The 17,455-nt window shown below is 64.5% G+C and carries 15 protein-coding genes; 6 read left to right on the top strand and 9 right to left on the bottom strand.

Annotated features, from left to right (window positions below; genetic code table 11):
* Positions 1-90 precede the first annotated feature (90 nt).
* From AC6I65_RS09490 to AC6I65_RS09465, 6 genes are all read right to left on the bottom strand, one after another.
* Positions 91-1,716 (bottom strand): right-handed parallel beta-helix repeat-containing protein, encoded by a 1,626-nt coding sequence (locus tag AC6I65_RS09490; protein WP_497901670.1) that lies wholly within the window; start codon positions 1,714-1,716, stop codon positions 91-93.
* 107 nt (positions 1,717-1,823) lie between these two features.
* Positions 1,824-4,175 carry a bacterio-opsin activator domain-containing protein gene (locus AC6I65_RS09485; protein ID WP_497901669.1) on the bottom strand — a complete coding sequence of 784 codons (2,352 nt, stop codon included), beginning with the start codon at positions 4,173-4,175 and terminating at the stop codon, positions 1,824-1,826.
* Positions 4,172-5,191, bottom strand: a complete 1,020-nt coding sequence (locus AC6I65_RS09480) for an ATP-binding protein (protein ID WP_497901668.1) — start codon at positions 5,189-5,191, stop codon at positions 4,172-4,174. Before AC6I65_RS09480 ends, AC6I65_RS09485 begins: the two co-directional genes overlap by 4 nt.
* Entirely contained in the window at positions 5,181-5,606 is a 426-nt protein-coding gene (locus tag AC6I65_RS09475; RefSeq protein ID WP_497901667.1) for an anti-sigma regulatory factor, read from the bottom strand. Before AC6I65_RS09475 ends, AC6I65_RS09480 begins: the two co-directional genes overlap by 11 nt.
* 5 nt (positions 5,607-5,611) lie before the next feature.
* Positions 5,612-5,986: an STAS domain-containing protein gene (locus AC6I65_RS09470; RefSeq protein WP_497901666.1), complete on the bottom strand. Its 375-nt coding sequence runs from the start codon at positions 5,984-5,986 to the stop codon at positions 5,612-5,614.
* Position 5,987: 1 nt separating this feature from the next.
* Positions 5,988-6,797, bottom strand: a complete 810-nt coding sequence (locus AC6I65_RS09465; protein ID WP_497901665.1) for an STAS domain-containing protein — start codon at positions 6,795-6,797, stop codon at positions 5,988-5,990.
* A gap of 523 nt (positions 6,798-7,320) precedes the next feature.
* On the opposite strand from AC6I65_RS09465, the gene AC6I65_RS09460 reads away from it, so the two are divergent.
* The 3 genes from AC6I65_RS09460 (at position 7,321) to AC6I65_RS09450 (ending at position 10,763) form a co-directional block, all read left to right on the top strand.
* Positions 7,321-8,895: a glutamate-cysteine ligase family protein gene (locus tag AC6I65_RS09460; RefSeq protein ID WP_497901664.1), complete on the top strand. Its 1,575-nt coding sequence runs from the start codon at positions 7,321-7,323 to the stop codon at positions 8,893-8,895.
* Positions 8,896-8,999: 104 nt separating this feature from the next.
* A complete protein-coding gene (cofD, locus tag AC6I65_RS09455; RefSeq protein ID WP_497901663.1) occupies positions 9,000-9,992 on the top strand; it encodes a 2-phospho-L-lactate transferase in 993 nt (330 codons plus the stop codon).
* 3 nt (positions 9,993-9,995) lie between these two features.
* The gene (locus AC6I65_RS09450; RefSeq protein ID WP_497901662.1) at positions 9,996-10,763 is read left to right on the top strand and encodes a tRNA-dihydrouridine synthase; all 768 of its coding nucleotides are present in this window, start codon (positions 9,996-9,998) and stop codon (positions 10,761-10,763) included.
* A gap of 25 nt (positions 10,764-10,788) precedes the next feature.
* On the opposite strand, the gene AC6I65_RS09445 is transcribed toward AC6I65_RS09450, so the two are convergent.
* From AC6I65_RS09445 to AC6I65_RS09435, 3 genes are read right to left on the bottom strand one after another with little or no spacing between them, the layout of a single operon-like run.
* A complete protein-coding gene (locus AC6I65_RS09445; protein WP_497901661.1) occupies positions 10,789-11,646 on the bottom strand; it encodes a metallophosphoesterase in 858 nt (285 codons plus the stop codon).
* 4 nt (positions 11,647-11,650) lie between these two features.
* Positions 11,651-13,273: an RPA family protein gene (locus AC6I65_RS09440; protein WP_497901660.1), complete on the bottom strand. Its 1,623-nt coding sequence runs from the start codon at positions 13,271-13,273 to the stop codon at positions 11,651-11,653.
* Complete coding sequence (locus tag AC6I65_RS09435; RefSeq protein WP_497901659.1) at positions 13,270-14,565, bottom strand: Single-stranded DNA binding protein; 1,296 nt, start codon at positions 14,563-14,565, stop codon at positions 13,270-13,272. Before AC6I65_RS09435 ends, AC6I65_RS09440 begins: the two co-directional genes overlap by 4 nt.
* Before the next feature lie 259 nt (positions 14,566-14,824).
* On the opposite strand from AC6I65_RS09435, the gene AC6I65_RS09430 reads away from it, so the two are divergent.
* From AC6I65_RS09430 to AC6I65_RS09420, 3 genes are all read left to right on the top strand, one after another.
* Positions 14,825-16,336, top strand: a complete 1,512-nt coding sequence (locus tag AC6I65_RS09430) for a PAS domain S-box protein (RefSeq protein ID WP_497901658.1) — start codon at positions 14,825-14,827, stop codon at positions 16,334-16,336.
* A gap of 124 nt (positions 16,337-16,460) precedes the next feature.
* The gene (locus AC6I65_RS09425) at positions 16,461-16,637 is read left to right on the top strand and encodes a hypothetical protein (RefSeq protein ID WP_497901657.1); all 177 of its coding nucleotides are present in this window, start codon (positions 16,461-16,463) and stop codon (positions 16,635-16,637) included.
* Positions 16,638-16,735: 98 nt separating this feature from the next.
* Complete coding sequence (locus AC6I65_RS09420; protein WP_497901656.1) at positions 16,736-17,410, top strand: 2,5-diamino-6-(ribosylamino)-4(3H)-pyrimidinone 5'-phosphate reductase; 675 nt, start codon at positions 16,736-16,738, stop codon at positions 17,408-17,410.
* Positions 17,411-17,455 lie beyond the last annotated feature (45 nt).

Here is a 17,455-nt window from a genome sequence, read left to right as displayed (position 1 = left end):
AAACACCACAGCGACGCCAATTCGAAAATTCCGACGGGGAGATGGCCGCTTCGATGCGGTTACTGCACCGCAGCACCCTCACCAGCGCGATCAGTAGGTCGTGTTGTTCGACAGTTCGAGGCTCGAGGAGCCGAGGTCGCGCACGCCGTTGACCAGCCGACTGTTGCGCATGGTGATATTGTGACTCTGATCGTACAGGCAGGCTGCCTGTTTGCCGCCGGTCGACTCGGCGTCAACGTCCAGGTAGAGCGAATCGGAACCGAGTTCGACGATGGGGAACTTGCTTGCGCGAAGAGTGCTCTCCCAGACCGTCAGGTCGTCGGCGGTCGACGTGATCGCGTTTCGGGTGGCGCCATTCCGCCCGGGCTGGTCAACCTCGATCGCGTTGAATCGGCAGTTGTCTCGCCCGACGCGGATGCCGTCGCGGAGTCCGGAGGCGTCGCCTGCCTTGCCGGTGATCGTGAGGTATTCGGCGAGCACGCGGTCGGTCGCGCTCGTGTTTCGGATCCACACCGGGTAGCCGCCAGCGGTTTCGTGATTGATCTTCGTATCGACGATCGTGACCTCCCCACAGTTAGGGGAGACGACAATGCCGTGATTAACGTCGTTGCCCTGCATGTCAATGTGGACGCGCTCGATTCGAGCACTCTCACAGGTGGGCATCGTCGAGATCGCGTGACTGGTCGGCATCGGGGAGGTGATGTTGACGGCCGCTCCCTTGATACGCAAGTTCTGGCCGTTCTCGATGCGGATCCCGCGCTGGCCCTCGTCCTCCGGACGGGTGTCGTCGACGGTGACCGTCGGCCAGTTAATCTCGCTGCCGTTGCCGCCGACGCGGATGTTCGCGCCGTTGCTGTTCCGGTAGGTGCCGCCGCTGACTATGATCTTCCCGGTGCCGCCGGCGGCGTAGAGCCCGTTGTCCGGGAACGCGCCGATCGTACAGTGTTTGAACTCGAGGGTACCAGCGTTCTGGTTGGCCAGGATGCCGGTCGGACCGCGCCAGCGTTCGCCAGCCGTCGGGGTATTGTTTATCCACTCGCCGCCGTGGGGAGCGCTGAAGCGCTCGACGATCCCGTAGCCGCTCGAACTGGTGACGTTGAACAGACCTGGGCCCCACGTTCCACTGTCGTGCTGACCCTTGATGTTGATGTCGCGCACCTCGAGGCGGTCGGAGACGTGCGCTTCGATGACGCGAATCCCGGTGTCGGGGGCCGTCTGGTCGACGTCGAATCCCTCGAACCGCAGGCGCCGTCCTGGTCTGTAGCCGACGCCGAGACGGAAGAGCCGGTACTTCGGGCCGTCGAAGTTGTAGTGGTTCGCGGGCACGAGCGTCGCGTCGTTGCCGATGAAGGCGACGTTATCGAAGCCGGTAAACCGGAGCTGGCTGTCCATCGCGTAGCGCCCAGGGGGGAAGTAAAACAGCGTGTTGTCGTTCCGAATGTTCCTGAGTACGGGGGTGATCGATCGATTCCCGGTGTTGTCGGCGCCGGCCTCGACGACGTTGACGACGTGTCGGTACTCTCCGTCGTACTTCGTGTACGAGCCCGAGGCCGCGGCGGTCGAAGAGAGACCGAGCGCAGAGATACCCGCAATGGCCGCACCCTTCACGAACGTCCGCCTCCCTGGCTGATAGGTGTCGGTGTCGGTGTCAGATGCTTGTTCAAAGTCGGTAGATCGCCCATCGTCTGGGTCGCGTTCGTTTGCTATTCCAGTCATGAAATTCAATTATACGTACTGGTTCTACTGGAAAAGAGAGCGTAGCTAGTCACGAAGCCATGCAAATCGTTGTCAGTGGCTAGAATAGCAAAACCGATGCTCGAGTCTCAGTCCGATTCGAAGACGAGTTCGAAGAATTTTCGCTGGGCGGCGCGGAGGTGATTGTTGAACGTCGGCTGTGAGACGCCGAGTGCCTCGCTGATCTCGCTGCCAGTGCGTTCTCGTGGCGACTCGAAGAATCCGCTCTCGTAGGCGGTCTGGAGCACCTCTCGCTGCCGGTCGGTCAGTATCTCGTCCATGTCCGCCGTGAACCCGCTCGTCGTTCGGCGGTCCCTCTCTCGGGGCTGTTCGCGTCGCGCCAGCAACTCCGAGTGGTCGTACGTCGCCTGGATCGTGTCGATGAACAGCCGAACGTCCGCGCTCTCCGGGAGGGCGACGGCGATCGTTCCTTCGCCGCCTTTCGCCCTGAATCGCTGGGGGATGGCGCCGTGACCGAGGAGCGTTCCGAAGAAACTCGACTCGTCGACCGTACATTCGAAGAGGCACTCCTCGTCGCTCTCCGAGATGAGTCGCGTGTCGTCCACCGCGAACGCTCGCTCCATGTGCTCGAGGACGGGTTCCGGCGGCGTCTCGTGGGTGGTGAAGAAGACGCGGTACCCACCGTTCGAGCGGGCGACCACGCTCTCGAGTTCGACGACACAGCCGACCTCGGCAGTCACTGAGAGGAACGGGATGGAGTCGTCCCGAATCTCGAACTCGACTTCGACGAACTCGTCGCTCACGAGCGCTTTCTTGCTCTCGACGGCGTTGATCGCATAGGCGATGGTCTCGCCGAGCTCCACGAGAACGGTACGCTCCAGATCCCCGAACGTCTCGAGCTGGTCCGAATACACCGTCAACACGCCGTAGCGCATCTCGCGGTACACGAGCGGAATCGCGATGCAAGCGCGATAGCCGCGCTTGAGCGCCTCGCGACGCCACCGGGGGAGTGGCGGCTCGCCCAGCAGGTCCTCGATAACCTGCGGTTCCTGCGTCTCGTTCGCCAGTTCCGTCGGTTCCCGTTCGCTCGAGTCGGCGTTTCTCGGATCGATCGCATCGAGGTACCCCTCGTTGGCGCCGCCCCACTCCTGGGGAGTCACCGCGTCGTGTACCGCGTCGTACTCGCCGATCCAGGCGAAGGTGTACGGTCCGGCGGTCGTCAACTGGGTGCAGACGGCCTGTTCGATCGCCGTGCGCGAATCCGCCGCCACCAGCGCCTGGTCGATGTGACGGATGACGTCGTTGACCTGGTTCAGTCGCGTGAGCCGCTCGTTCTGTTCGTGCAGGCGTTCGTCGCGTTCGATCAACTGGCGTTCCCGTTCGGCCCGATCGAGCGAGGATTCGGCGTTCGTCGCCAGGAGGCGAGCCAGCGACGGTTCCGTGCTCGCGGCCAGTATCCGGGCGAGCGACAGTCGCTCGTCGTGTACGTCGTCGCTCGTCCTCGAGCCGATGACGAGCACGCCGTGTCGCCCGAGCGGGAGGATCGCGACGCCGTAGGTGTCGGCGTCGGCGTCGGCCCCGGGGGCGACTGCCATCTCGTCGTGAACCGTCACCCGTTTCTCGGCGAACGCCTGCCACGCCAGTTCGGCCTGCGGGTCGAACATCTGCTCCGCGTCGACGATCGTTTCGGCCATCGCCGTCTGTGCGCGTGGTCTGAGCGTCCCCGTCTCGCTATCGTAGACCGCGATCATCGTAATCGGGAGGCCGAGCGCCGATTCGGCCGTCTCGACCACGGTATCACAGACCTCTCGTACCGTCTCCGCTCCGAGCAACTCCCCCGTCGCCTCGACGAGCCCCTCGAGTTGCGCCTCACGCCGGCGTCGCCGTTTCTCCTGTTCGACCCGGTCGAGGGCCGCCTCGGCGGTAGCCGCGAGCAGCCCGGCAAGCTGGCGTTTGTCCGCGTCGAACACCCCAATCTGGTCGGAGACGGCGACCATGACGCCGTGAGACCCGAGCGGAAGCCAGATGCCGCTGGGAAACGCCGCCTCGAGACCTTCGTCGCGGTCGGTCATACCGTCGTCCATCACGATGGTCTCTCCCTCGGCGAACGATCGCCACGCGACCGAGTCGTCTCCGGGACGCACGGGCGAAAGGGCTCCAAACCGGTTCTCGACGTACTCGGTCGTCGCGGCTGGCGAGAGCCGGGTTCCGTCCTCGCTGGCGAAGTACACCCCGGCGCCGGGAATGCCGAGGACTTCGTTCGTCGTCTCGAGGATGAGGTCGCACACGTCCTCGGCGGTCTCGGCGTGGAGTAGTTCCCGGCTCGATTCGTGGAGTGCCGTCAGCGTCCGTTCGTGTTCCTCCCGCTCGAGGGTGAGCGCGAGGAGCCCCTCGTTCGTCTCCCTGAGTTCCGCTTGCAGCGCCTGGATCATGTCCTGGTCTGCGTCCGAGGGCTGTTCGTCACCGTCCTGGCCGCTCATCGCGACCCCCTCGTGACCACCAGCACGGTCGCGTCGTCGTTCTCGTCTGCCAACTCCGCCAGGAGTCGGTGGGCGAGCGTCGAACTCGGTTCGTCCACGAGGTGGACGAATTCGTCCCACTTCCAGAGCGACCGTACGCCGTCAGAATACAGCGCCAGGGCGTACTCGGGGTCCCACTCGTTTTCCCTGATCAGCGGTTCCGGGGCGTCGTTCCCGAGCACTCCCCGTCGAGTCACGAACTCGAGTGGCACCGGGGCATCGACCTTGTGAGAGATATTGCCGACGCTGGCGTACGAAATCGTCTCTCTGGACCAGTCGAAACGAGCGAGCGCCATGACGACTCCGCGCGTCCTGGCACACACCCGTTCGACGCCCTGAAAGATGGCGGTGAGCGACTGGTCGAAGTGGCTCGTGACGTACCGTTTTGCCGCCGCCGCGGCAGTGTGTGCATCCCGTCCGTGCCCCAGTCCGTCGATCACGCCGACGAGGGCGCTGTGTCCCCACCGTTTGATGACGAACGCGTCGCCGTTCGGATCGCCGCGCGAACGGGGACGCGTCGCCGCTCCGAACGTGAGCGGAAACGGCTTCTGTGAACGCGTTCGAGTCCGAAATTCGCGTTTGGCGACGATGTGTGTGCCGGCGTGTGAATCGGGGCGAGGAACGACTTCGAATTCGTCCATGAGGCGATCGACCGCCCCGAGGCCGGACCCCAGGCTCCCCGCCGTCGAATAGCCGTCGGTGATCGCTCGATCGACGTCGCCGATTCCCGGCCCCGAGTCCTCGGCGTGAATCTCGATACCGTGATGGTCGTCCGACGACGTGGGCACGAGCGTGATCGTCCCTTCGCCGGCGTGTTTGACGATGTTCGAGGCCAGTTCGTGGATCACGAGGACGACCTCTTCGATGGTCGACTCGTCGAGTTCGAACGCTGCAAGGATCGGCTTCGCCCGGCGGCCAGCGAGGATGACGTCGGCCTGTTTGGAAATCGTGATCGACGTCTCGTCGTCACCCGTCATTGGCGACCACTCGTGGCACGTACTTGCGAATGGTGACGGTCGTCCCCGTCTCGGCACTCGTGTCGATCTCGAACTCGTCCATCATCTTCCGGGCGCCGGAGAGGCCGTGGCCCATTCCGCTCGACGTCGAGTACCCCTCCTCGAGGGCGCGATCGACGTCCGGAATTCCCGGGCCATTGTCGTCGAAGACGATTTCGACCACGCGCCGACTCCCCTCCGAGCGGACGCGCCAGCGCATTGTCCCGACCTCGGCGTAGAGATAGATGTTCCGGGCGAGTTCGGAGACTGCGGTCACAATCCGGGTGGTGTCCGTCAGCCCGAAGCCGACGTTCGAAACGACGTTGCGAATCGTGGTCCGGGCGGTGACGATGTCCGATTCGGAGGCGATCTCGAGGACCCCTTCTTCGCTCACCATGTGACTCATCTCGAATCTATCTCGAGGGCGTCTAGCGCCGCATCGATACTCTTGGCCGTCTGCACACCACCCAGGTCGAACCCGAGTTCGGTCACCGTGATGGCGATGGCAGGGCTGATGCCGACGAGAATCGGTCGAACGCCCATCAGTTCGACCATCTTTGCCGTCTCGACGATCACCCGGGCGAAGAACGAGTCGACCGTTTGCACGTCGGAGACGTCGAGCACGACTCCCTCGATGCGCTCGAGGTTCGTCTGGTTGATACGCTCGAGAATGCGCTCCTGGAGGTCGTCGATCGTACTGTCCGACGGGTGTGGGGGGAGGGTCGCGATCAGCGTTCCTCGCACCTGGATAACGGTGACGCGATCTGTGTGGGTCATATTACTGGGATTGGGACGCATTCGTCACGATGTCGATGTTCTGGGTGAGGTGCAATCCGAGTTCCAGCCCCTCGCTCAACGTGGACCTGGTTCGGATGTCGTCCATCGTGATCCCGAGCTGGACCAGCGTCTGGGCGATGTTGGGGTTGATCCCGGTGATGATGACTTCGCTGCCTAGCAGCGACACGGCGTTCACCGTATCGGTGAGGTGCTGTGCCGTCGCCGTGTCCACGTTGGGAACACCAGTGATGTCGATCAACGCAATCTCCGACCCGTTCTCTGTGAGTTCGATGAGCAACTCCTCGGTGAGCCGCTGTGCGCGAGTCGTATCCAGCGTTCCGACCACGGTTGCGAGCGTGATGCAATCCCAGATCTCGACGATCGGCGTCGACTGTTCGAGAATCGCTTCGGCCTGTTCAGCCGTCTTCCGCTCGAGTCGCTTGCGCTCGGAGATGTCGGTGACGTAGGCGATGAACTCCCCGTCGTCGATAGTTCCAGAGACGAGAACGTCCACCGTTTCCCCGTCGTTCGCGATCAGTTGCGTCTCGAATGCATCCACGTGACCCGTTCTCTTGAGCTGTTCTTCGAGTCGCTCACTGTCCTGTGGATCCGCGTATTCGATGGACGAGATCTCTGAGCGTAACTGTTCGACCGAATCGAAAGAGAGCATTCTGGCGAGTTGCTGATTGGCGTACTGATTCTCCGAGTCGACCTGGGACGCTTCGAGATCCAGATCGTCGACCGGAACCCGAAAGATGCCGATAGGAGCATTTTCGATTAATTTCTCGTAGGGGGGATCACTCGGTGACATCCGTAATCCGGTAAAAGTACAAAATCTGGCCTATTAACGTTTAGGACGAATTAGGTGTTATATTTCCGTCACTACTGTTGGTTGCCGATGGGTGTCTTCCTCGAGGAGCGAGTTTCTGGTTCAAACGGCTCGGAGACCGTTCGATGGGGCATTCGTGCCTCTGGCAGGAGAACGACGAAATCCGACCAACTCTCACATTCAGTGATGGTCCGATTCTGAAGAGTGTTTTGGTGGCTTGCCAATAGATCGCTCGCGTCAACGAGTAGGTATGCGCTCTCGAGACGTTCCCACTCGAGCTAGCTGAAAGCGCGAACCGTGAGACCCGCCAGCGGGTCGCGAGACGCGAGACGCCAACCGCGAAACGCTAGACACCACCCGCACCCTTCCGTGGCGCAATCGCACCGCACCGGACCAGTCGTCCGAGAACGCAGGCCACCACTCTCCGGAGCGAGCCGAACACTCGAGTACAGTGTCCGCTCGAGGGATAACTGCATTTAACCCACTGGAAAGCAGACCCGGTGGTATGGGAGCCGAGGAACTCGCGTCGCGTCTCGAGGAGGTACTCGCCGTCGATGCCGAGTCGTTTCGCGACCGCGCGATCGAGGAAGCCGACGTCATCGTCGAGGGAATCGAGTCGGGCGCGTTTGACAACCCACAGGCGATCGTCGGCTTCGAGTACGAATTCTACGCCATCGACGCCGAAACGGCCGCGCTCAAGCGCGTTCCTCGGCGTCTCCTCGAGTTGATGGGCTTCGAGAAGGAACTCGGCCTCCACAACGCGGAGATGACGACGAGTCCGCAACCGCTCAACGCCGACGGACTTCGCGCCCAGGAGTCGGAGATTCTCGCCCGCCTGCGCGCGGCGGAGAACGTCGCGAAAGCAGAGGGGATGCGCCTGGTCAGCGACGGACTCTGGACCCTGCCGCCGGCCGGCGAATCCGCCTACGAGTACCTGACGGACACGGTCGAACGGACGCTCGAGGTCGGCGATTCCTCAGGCGACAGCGAGGAAGCGGGCACCAACTCGCGCACCGTCACGCTCGCAACGAACATGAGCGACGCCGCGCGCTACCACGCGATGGCCAACACCGACCGTGCCGAGGCCGCCGGGATGGTCCTCGACTGCCCGCACGTCTCGCTCGCTGCCGAGACCGCGATGCCCGAGAGCCTCATCACCTCGATTCAGCCTCACTACCAGGTCCCCCACGCCCCGGACCTGCCGACGTACTTCAACTACGCCGTCAGGATCGCCGGTCCACTGCTCGCACTGGGAGTCAACTCGCCGTTCCTTCCCGCCGACCTCTACGACGACGGGGCGGCCGCCGAGGACGTCCTTCGCGACGCCTGGATGGAACACCGGATCAGCATCTTCGAGACCGTCCTGAACGATCCCTCGGCCGGGACCGGCAAAGTTCGCTTCCCGTACGACCTCGAGAGCGTCGAGAAAGCCGTCGAGCGAATCGCCACCGACGACACCCTCGTGCCGATGCCGGTCGGCGACGGCGACCGGTTCGACGACCAGTTCGCCCACTTCCGGCGCAAGCACGGCACCTACTGGCGGTGGGTGCGCCCGGTCTTCGACGGCTCGAGTCGGTCGGCGGCGAACGCCCGCATCGAGTTTCGCCCGATTCCGGCCCAGCCGACCGTCCGGGACTCCGTCGCGTTCCTCGCGGCGTACGCGGGGCTTCTGGAGAGTCTCACTCACCTCGAGCACCCCGTTCGCGAACTCGACTGGGAGATCGCCCGCGAGAACTTCTACGCCGCGATGCGCGACGGGCTGGCGGCCGACCTCGAGTGGATCACGAACGACGGACAGACGACGAGCGACACGGAAGCCGTCTACGCAGACCTTTTCGCACACGCCGAAGACGGCCTCTCGAGTCGCGGCCTGACCGACGAGGAGGTCGCGGCCTACCTCCACCCGCTTCGGCGTCGCGTCCGCCAGGGTCTGACTCCCGCCCGCTGGAAACACGAACTGGTGGCCGACGAGGTCGCCTCGGGGGAGTCGCTCGCGGGCGCCCTCGAGGTGATGCAACGTCAGTACGTCGAACAGCAAGCCGAGACGCTGTTCGAGGGGAGTTTCGCGGACTGGGCGTGACCCACGCCAGCCCGGGACGCAAGCGTTGCGCTCGAGTCGGTCGAGCAGTCGATGATCGGTATCGGGCCACAACTGCTTAAGCCCCGCAGTGGAAACTGACGCGTATGGTTACGTTCCTCTCCGGGGGTACCGGCACGCCGAAGCTGTTAGACGGGGCCGGAGCGGCGTTCTCGCCGGACGAGATTACCGTCGTCGCCAACACCGGCGACGACATCGAACTCGGCGGTCTCTTCGTCTCTCCCGACGTCGACACGCTTCTCTTCCAGGGCGGTGGCGTCCTTGACCGCGAACGGTGGTGGGGGATCAGGGGCGACACGCACCGCACGCACTCGGCGCTCTCCGACATCGCCGCAGCGGCCGACCTCCCCGACGGCCCGCAGTATCTCGAGGCCTCGAGACAGACCGAGGGCCGCGACATCGCCCGGTGGCGTCGGTTCTCGGGCATCGCGGAGTTCATGACGATTGGCGACCGCGACCGAGCAGTTCACCTCACGCGGACCAGCCTCCTCGACCAGGGACACACGCTCTCGGAGGCTACCAACGTCCTCGCCGACGGATTCGGGCTGACGATCGACGTCCTGCCGATGAGCGACGACGCCGTCGCGAGCCTGATCCACACCGAGGACGGCCTAATGCACTTCCAGGAGTACTGGGTCGCCCACCGCGGGAAACCGACGATCACGAACGTCGAGTTCCGCGGTTCGTCGAACGCCGAACCGGCACCGGGGGTGCTCGAGGCGCTCTCCGACCCCGTCGTGATCGGGCCCTCGAACCCGGTGACGAGCATTGGGCCGATGCTCGCGCTGCCCGGCGTCGCGAGGGCGCTGATGGAGACACCCGTCGTCGCCGTCTCGCCGTTCCTGGGTGACGAGGCGTTCTCGGGCCCGGCCGGTGACCTGATGGAGGCCGTCGGTGCGACGCCGAACACGGCTGGTCTGGCGACGGCGTATCCCTTCGCCGACGCGTTCGTCATCGACAGCGACGACCCGACCGAGTTCGACCGGCCGACGATCCAGACCGACATCCGGATCGACTCACCGGAGGACGCCGGTCGCGTGATTCAGGCCATCGACGAGGCGCTCTCGATCCTCGCCTGACCGATGTCATCGCACTCGCTCTCCGCACCACTCTCGCTCTCCCCGCCACTCGCACTGGCCAGTCTCTCGGGACAATCGGACGCCGAATGGGCGCTCGCAGCCGCCGAGTGGGCCGGCTGTGCGTTCCTCGGCGGTATCGCGCTCGACGGCCCGTCCCGCGAGGCCGCACGCGAACTCGTCGCCCGCGACCGGACCGAATTCCTGCCCGACGACCCGGTCGCATTCGTCGACGATCAACTCGCCGCCCTCGAGGACGAGTCCCTGCAGGCGGGAATCAACGTCAGGAGCGCCAGCGTCGACGCAATCCCGGCCGTCGCCTGCGTCTGTCGGGAGCGGGACGCGTTGCTCGAGATTAACGCCCACTGCCGCCAGCCCGAGCTCTGTGCGGTTGGCTGTGGTCAAACGCTCCTCCGAGACGCAGACCGACTCGGCGAGTACGTCGCCACCGCCGCCGACGACGGCGCGACCGTCGGTGTCAAGGTTCGCGCCGAGGTTTCGGGCGTCGACCTGTCGGCGCTGTGTCGCTCGCTCGAGGCCGCCGGCGCGTCGTTCGTCCACGTCGACGCGATGGACTCCGAATCAGTCATCGCCGACGTCACCGACGCCTGCGACCTGTACGTGATCGCCAACAACGGCGTCCGCGACGAATCGACCGTTCGCGAGTACCTCGCCTACGGCGCCGACGCGGTCAGCGTCGGTCGGCCCAGCGACAATCCGGTCGTCCTCGAGCGGGTGCGGCGGGCGCTCGAGAGGGAGGAGAGCGAGGCCTGAGTTCGCGGTCGACGATTGATAGTTCTCACACGCGCTGGTAGGGCCCGAGTCGAGTCCCGTCGAGCAGGTACGACTCCGTCGAGGCGAGGGCCTCCGGCAAAAACGGTGCGAGAAACGACTGGTTCTCGCGGTTGGTCCACGTCCCGCCCGCCAGGTCGTTGAACGCCGGCACGACCACGACCTCGGGCGGATCCGCGTCGCCCTCGAGCCACGGCAGTCCGTCGTAGGCCTCGCCGTCGCGTCCACGAAACGGAGCGGGGTCGAGCCGTCCGCGAAGCCAGACGCGCTCGACACGGGCGCCGCCGACGTCGTCCTCGAGTCGGACGGTGGGGTGTTCGTGGCCGAGGCAGACAATGTCGGCCTCGAGCACCGATCGGTCGGGCCAGGTGTGACCGTGACAACAGCCGAGACTATCGAGCCGGACGCCGCTGCCGTCCGTGATCCGAAGGGGTGTACCGCCCAGTTCGCCCTCAACGGTGGCGTTGCCGTCGCCGTCATGGTTCTCGAGGTCGCCAGGTTCGTCGTACCCCGTCCCCAGCCACCCCTCGATGGCTCCGTCGTGGTTACCCCGGACCAGCGTCACCGAGACGCCATCTGGAAGCGACTCGAACAGCACCTCGAGTTCGCCACGCTCCGCACCGCCAGGATCACCGATGGCGTGCATCAGGTCGCCGAGGACGATCAGCCGATTCGCGGCGGTTCGCTCGAGCAGCGAGCACAGTCGGGTTCGACGCTCGGCCGCTCGACTGGGGACGTCGACGCCGCGCTCGTAGCGCAACCCGACCTCGTAGCCGGCGTGGTAGTCCGCGACCACGAGCGCGCGCTCGTCGCCGAGTTCCGCGACGGCTGCCGGTTCGTCGGGCACGGGCTCGAGGCGGGCCATCGGCTCAGATAGCCTTCAATTTGCCGTCACCGGGCTCGTAACACTGCCCGCCCATCAGGGCGTCGTCGATGGCCTCCTCGACGTCGTCCTCGTCGGCACCGGTCTCGTCGGTGACAGTGTCGATCACGGCCGAGCGATCCGCGCCCTCGCCGTCGTCGAGGTCCGTCATCGTCTCGACGACGAGATCCTGGAGGTCGACGTCCTCGAGGTCGGTCTCCTCGTCGCCGTCGTCTTCGTTTTCGTCTTCGTCGACTCCCTCGGCCTCCTCGGTACTCTCTTCGTCGACTTCGGGTTCCGCTTCGTCGTCTTCGTCGTCTTCGACGTCCTCGACCGACTCGTCGCCCGCTGGCACGTCGATATCTGCCTCACCCGGCTCGTCGACGTCCGCCCCCGTCGAGAACTCGGTCCCGAACTCGGCCTCGAGTTGCTCGCGTTCCTCGTCGTCCATCTCGTACATGCCTGAGGCGTCCTCGAGTTCGTCTTCCTCGAGGTCGCCGTTCTGGCCGACGTCGACGGATTCCTCGTCGACGGGCTCTTCGTCAACGGATCCATCGTCGGCCGTCGAATCCGATTCCTCGGCGGTGGCTGCCTCGTCCTCGCCCTTGCCCTCGGCCTCGACACGGGCGTCGAAATCGCCGAGTTCGTCGGCCGTCGAATCCGATTCTCCGGCGTCGAAGTCACCCAGTTCGTCGCCTCCACTCGCGTCGTCTCCGCTGGCGTCGTCGGCCTCGAGATCGGCGGATTCGGTCCCGGTGTCGCTCGTCACCGCGGAGTCTGTGGTTTCGGCTGCCGCCGGCGCCTCGGGTTCGTTCTCATCCCGAGCAGGGGCGTCCTCAAGGTCGCTGTCGCCATCCACATTCACATCCACATCCACGTCCAGGTCGACGGACTCGGCGCTCGCCAGCGCGGCGAAGCTCGGCGCACCCGGTTGCGAATCGCTCGGCTGTCGGTTCAATCCGCGCACCTCGTCTCTGTCGCCGGCCACGACTGCTGCTGCATCGAGCGCGAGGTCGCGAACGCCCTCGAGGTAGGCGGGCGTGGTCCCGTAGTGGCCCTGGGCGAGCGGGATGCCGGCGGCGAGGCCGCGTTCGACGCCCGCCTCGCGCAGAGCCGTCTCGAGCGCGTCACCCGAGGCCTCGAGGTCGGCCGCCGCCGCGTAGGTGCCGACGCGCTCGAGGGTCTGTTCGGCCGCCGACACGACCCAGCGATCCCGCGTCTCGGGGTCGACCGTGGCGATACTCTCGGGGCGAATCGACGTGTAGACGACGTCCGAATCGTCGGGCTGGAACGTGCGTGCCTTACCCGTGACGGCCACGAACGCCGGCGGGTCGATCCGCTCGAGGAAGGCGAGTTCGTCGGGCTGGTACTGGCCGGCGTAGACGACGAACGCGCCGGTCGGATCGACGACGCGTGCGCGGAGCATCTCGTCGTTGACCGCCGTGACCTCCGTGAGCGCCCCGACGACGAACACTCGGTTGAGTCGCGCCCCCGTTGGAGTGATGACGTAGTTCGGCGCCCGCTCCTCGTCGCTCTCGGCGTGGGAGTAGTCGGCGTCGTCGAACTCCGCTGCGAAGACCCGGTAGGCGACCTCGCGTCCCGGCACCTCCTCGCCGTCAACGGAACTCATGCCTCCACCTCCGAGGCTCGGTCCCGCTCATCCAGGACCGCTCGAGCACGTTCGACCGGATCGTCGTCGCTCTCCTCGAACGTGCTGGCGTCCAGGTTTGCGCCGTACTCGTCGACCGAGAGGTGGCCGCGAACGCGGTACTCCGTGCCGACGACGTTTTCCCGGATGGTGTCCGCGACGGCCTCCTGGTCCATCGCCTCGCGGGCCTCGTCCTTCGCGTCCTCGAGGTCGCCGCCGTAGACCGCTTCGGTGAGTTCGTCGTCCAGGATCACCGTCACGGCGCCGGTGCCGTCGTCCAGGATCGCCTTCACTCGGAGGTCGTCGACGCCGTCGACGTCGCCGTGGGTCCGACACTGCCCCTTCTGGACCACGCGATTGCACTCGGGACAGCGCTGGATCAGTCCGGAACCGTCGCGGACGGCCAGCAGGTTCCCGACGAGTTCCACGTCGTATACGCCGCCGGTCGCGACGGCCTCCCCGATGGGGAGTCTGGGTGCGTCGGAGCCGACGTCGACGTTCGTCTCGAGGGCCGTCACCGTCGAGAACTCCGAGACGTTCACTTCGGGTACGCCGCGGAACTCGCGGACGTAGGCGTTCTCGATGCGAACCGAGGCGCCCTCTTCGATCTCTGGGACGGGATCCCAGTTCGTAAACGGCAGTCGACCACTCTCGTCGCCGAAGACTCCGCTGAGGATCTCGGTCTCGCCGTCTCGCCCGTTGATCGTCCGCTCCTCGCACTCGAGGACGGCGACCTCGATCGTCTTCGCGCGGTCGCCGGTCCGGAGATCGGCGAGATTGGCGTCTCCGCCGACCTCGTAGGGGACCTCGAGGGAGTCCTTGAGGAACGACAGCGAGGTGCTCTCCCCGAGGTTGAGTTCGGGTTCGCCGTCCCACTCGCGGACGCCGGCGTTGCCCGCGGTGATCGTGTCGCCCGGCGAGAGGCCGAAGTCCTCCCAGGCGGTGAAGTCGATCACGCCGGTTTCATCGGCGAGTTCGCCCTCGACGATGACGTGGTCCGAGCCCTGGTAACGGATTGACCGTTCGCCCGCGCTCAGGACGACCCCGGTGACCGTCACCGATCCGTCGTCGGGCGTGATCTCCCCGACGTCTCTGGCCGAGGGTGCGCCGCTCGAGCCGCCACTCGAGCCGTCCCCATACTTTCGACGGAGGCTCTGTGTGGCCTCCTCGAGCGGGACGCTGTACTCGAGTAGGTTCTGCAGGTCTGCTTTGACCTCCTCTTTGTCAACACCGAGATCGGAGGCGAGATCCTCGGCATGGGTATCGATATCCATCGGGTTCACTTCGAACGGAGAGGTAAAAAGCGTTCCCGGAACGGAGTGAAAGTAAACGTCGTCGTCGAAGGCCCGGGGATGGTAACCAGATGGGTCGAACCGCCGTGTTCTACTAGTGGTTCTGCCGATTTCGATTCGCCTGGACTTGGTTATAGTCTTCTAATTTGAGAGGATTGGATCGACTGTGCCCAATACAGCGCGTAGATTGACCGACGACGAACCCAAATCCTCATAACACCCTGATACAATACAGCGCTCAATGGGGTACTTCTCACGTGGAATCACCTCCGTTGGGGGCCAGCGCTTCATCTTCAGTCTCGGAAGTGTCTACCTCGCGGGTGCTATCGGATGTGCGCTCATCGCTATTGGTGGGATCCATTCGTTCGACGACCTCTTCACTAATTGCGTGCTACTTGGTGCAAGTGGAATCGTTCTCGTATCTGGTGCCTATCATCTCCCACGCACCGACCTCCGCCCCGACCTCTACGCAGACGTCGCCAGTTGGTGTGTCCGGGCCATCGGCGCCATGCTCGGTATCGTACTGTTTAGCGCATTGACGGGGGGAGTCAACGACCCCATTGCTGGCTTCGTCGTGCTCCCGGCGCTCGCCAGCATTGCTGGGCTTGGGTTAGGGTACAAGGATGCACGGGCCAAAACTCGTGCGTTAGACGCCGAAGATCGCCAGCGTGAACTCGAACAGGCAAACCGAAAACTCGAGCAGGTGAACCACGACCTCGAACGGGCGAACCGCAACCTCGAGCGCTACGAAACGATCGTCGAGACCGTCAACGATGGCATCTATCTCGTGGATGAAGACGGCTACTTCACGCTGGTCAACAGCGCCTACTGCGAGATGGTCGGCTACGATCGCGAGGAGCTGCTCGGCAGCCATGGCTCGCTCGTCGTGGACGAAGAGACGGTCGAAGCGGCGTACGACTATCAAGAACAGATGGTTGTGGGTGAGGAGCAGGAAGAGGAGACGGTCACGTTCGAGGCTGACGTTCATACTGCGAATGGGGAGACCATTCGGGCGGAAGCCTCGTTTGCAATTATCCGGGACGATGGCGAGTACGAACGAGTCGGCGTTGTCCGTGACGTAACCGAGCGGAACAAACGCGAACAGCAACTCGCCGAACAGAACGATCGACTGGACAGGTTCGCGGGAATGTTGGCCCACGAACTCCGGAACCCCGTGAGCATCGGCCAGATATACAGCCGAGAACTCCCGACAGAAACGAAACCAGAAGTGAAGGAGTACATCACCGAAGCGTTCGACCGCATCGAAGACATTATCGACGCCATGTTGGTTATCACGCGGGGGAGCGACGCGCTGTCTGAACCAACGCCAGTCTCAGTAGTGGAAACGGCACAGGAGACGTGGAGAGAGGTGGACGCCCCCGAGGCGAGACTGGAGGTGGAGGCAAACCAGACGATCGAAGCTGATAGCACGTATCTCCGCCATCTCTTTCGGAATCTGTTCGAGAACGCGGTCAACCACGGCGGAGCGGACGTCACAATCACGGTCGGTGACCTCCCCACCGGGTTTTTCGTTGCCGACGATGGGGTCGGAATCCCTCCAGCCGACCGCGATGAGATTTTCGAGGAGGGATATACGACGGCGAGCACGGGAGCGGGGATGGGATTGGGGTTGACGTTCGTCAAAGAGTTAGCGGACGTGTACGGTTGGACGTGTTCGGTGACGAAGAGCGATACTGGTGGGGCTCGATTCGAGTTCGAGAACGTGTCGATGACGCAAACTGCCACTGACTAGCCGTCTAATTCGCACCACACGTTGCTCACGTCCGCTACTGTCAGGGACGACGAACTTCGACGGAGCAATCCGTTTCGGTCTGGGCTGCGGTGAACGCTTTACCGCTCGCGCCCGTTGAACGAGCATGGCCGATACCCTGACCTGTCCGGAATGCGGGGACACGATTCGCTCACGAGAACACCTGGAAGCGGGCCACGAGGTCGCCGAACTGGAACCGAACGAGGATGGACTGACCCTCTACGGAAATCGCGACCTTTTCCTCTGTCGGAACTGCAAGCGTCCCCTCGGCGTCGGGCGCTGAGCGACACGACTCTCCATTGGTCTCCCGGACCGATGGTCGATTCTCGACGTCGACGAGCCTCGCGGTGCTTTCTTTACCCACCGCTCCGGAGAGAGCGTATGCACGTCGTCGTCAACGCTGCGATGAGCGCCGACGGGAAACTCTCCTCAAGGCGACGGGAGCAGGTCCGTATCAGCGGCGAGGCGGACTTCGACCGGATGGACGCGCTCCGGACGGCGAGCGACGCCATCGTCGTCGGCGTCGGGACGGTGCTGGCCGACGATCCGCACCTGATCGTCAAGAACGACGAACGGCGACAGCGACGGCTCGAGGCTGGCGAATCACCGTCGCCCGCCCGCGTGGTCGTCGACTCGAGTGGTCGAACGCCGCCCGACGCAGCTGTGCTCGACGACGACGCCGAGACCTACGTCTGCGTGACCGAGGACGCACCCGCCGAGACCGTCGATGCCCTCGCCGAGCGTGCGACGGTCGTACCCGCGGGAACGGGCCGTGTCGACCTCCGCGAGGCGTTCGCTGCTCTCGAGTCGGTCGGTCTCGAGTCCATCATGGTCGAGGGCGGCGGCGAACTCATCTTCTCGCTGGTCGAAACCGACCTGATCGACGAGTTGCGGGTGTTCGTCGGTCCGCGACTCATCGGTGGAAGAGACGCCCCGACCCTGGCCGACGGCGAGGGCTTCGTCGCAGACTTCCCGAAACTCGAACTCGAGGACGTCGAACGACTCGACGGCGGTGTCGTCCTGTCCTGGCGACTCGAATCGGACGCGGCTGTGTGATTCGTTCCCGCGTCACTGGGATAGCCAACAGGTATATACCCCACC

The sequence above is a fragment of the Natronosalvus sp. KLKA75 genome (assembly GCF_059736265.1).
The sequence above is the reverse complement of the archived record's forward strand: the minus strand, read 5'-3'. Positions and strand labels throughout refer to the sequence as shown.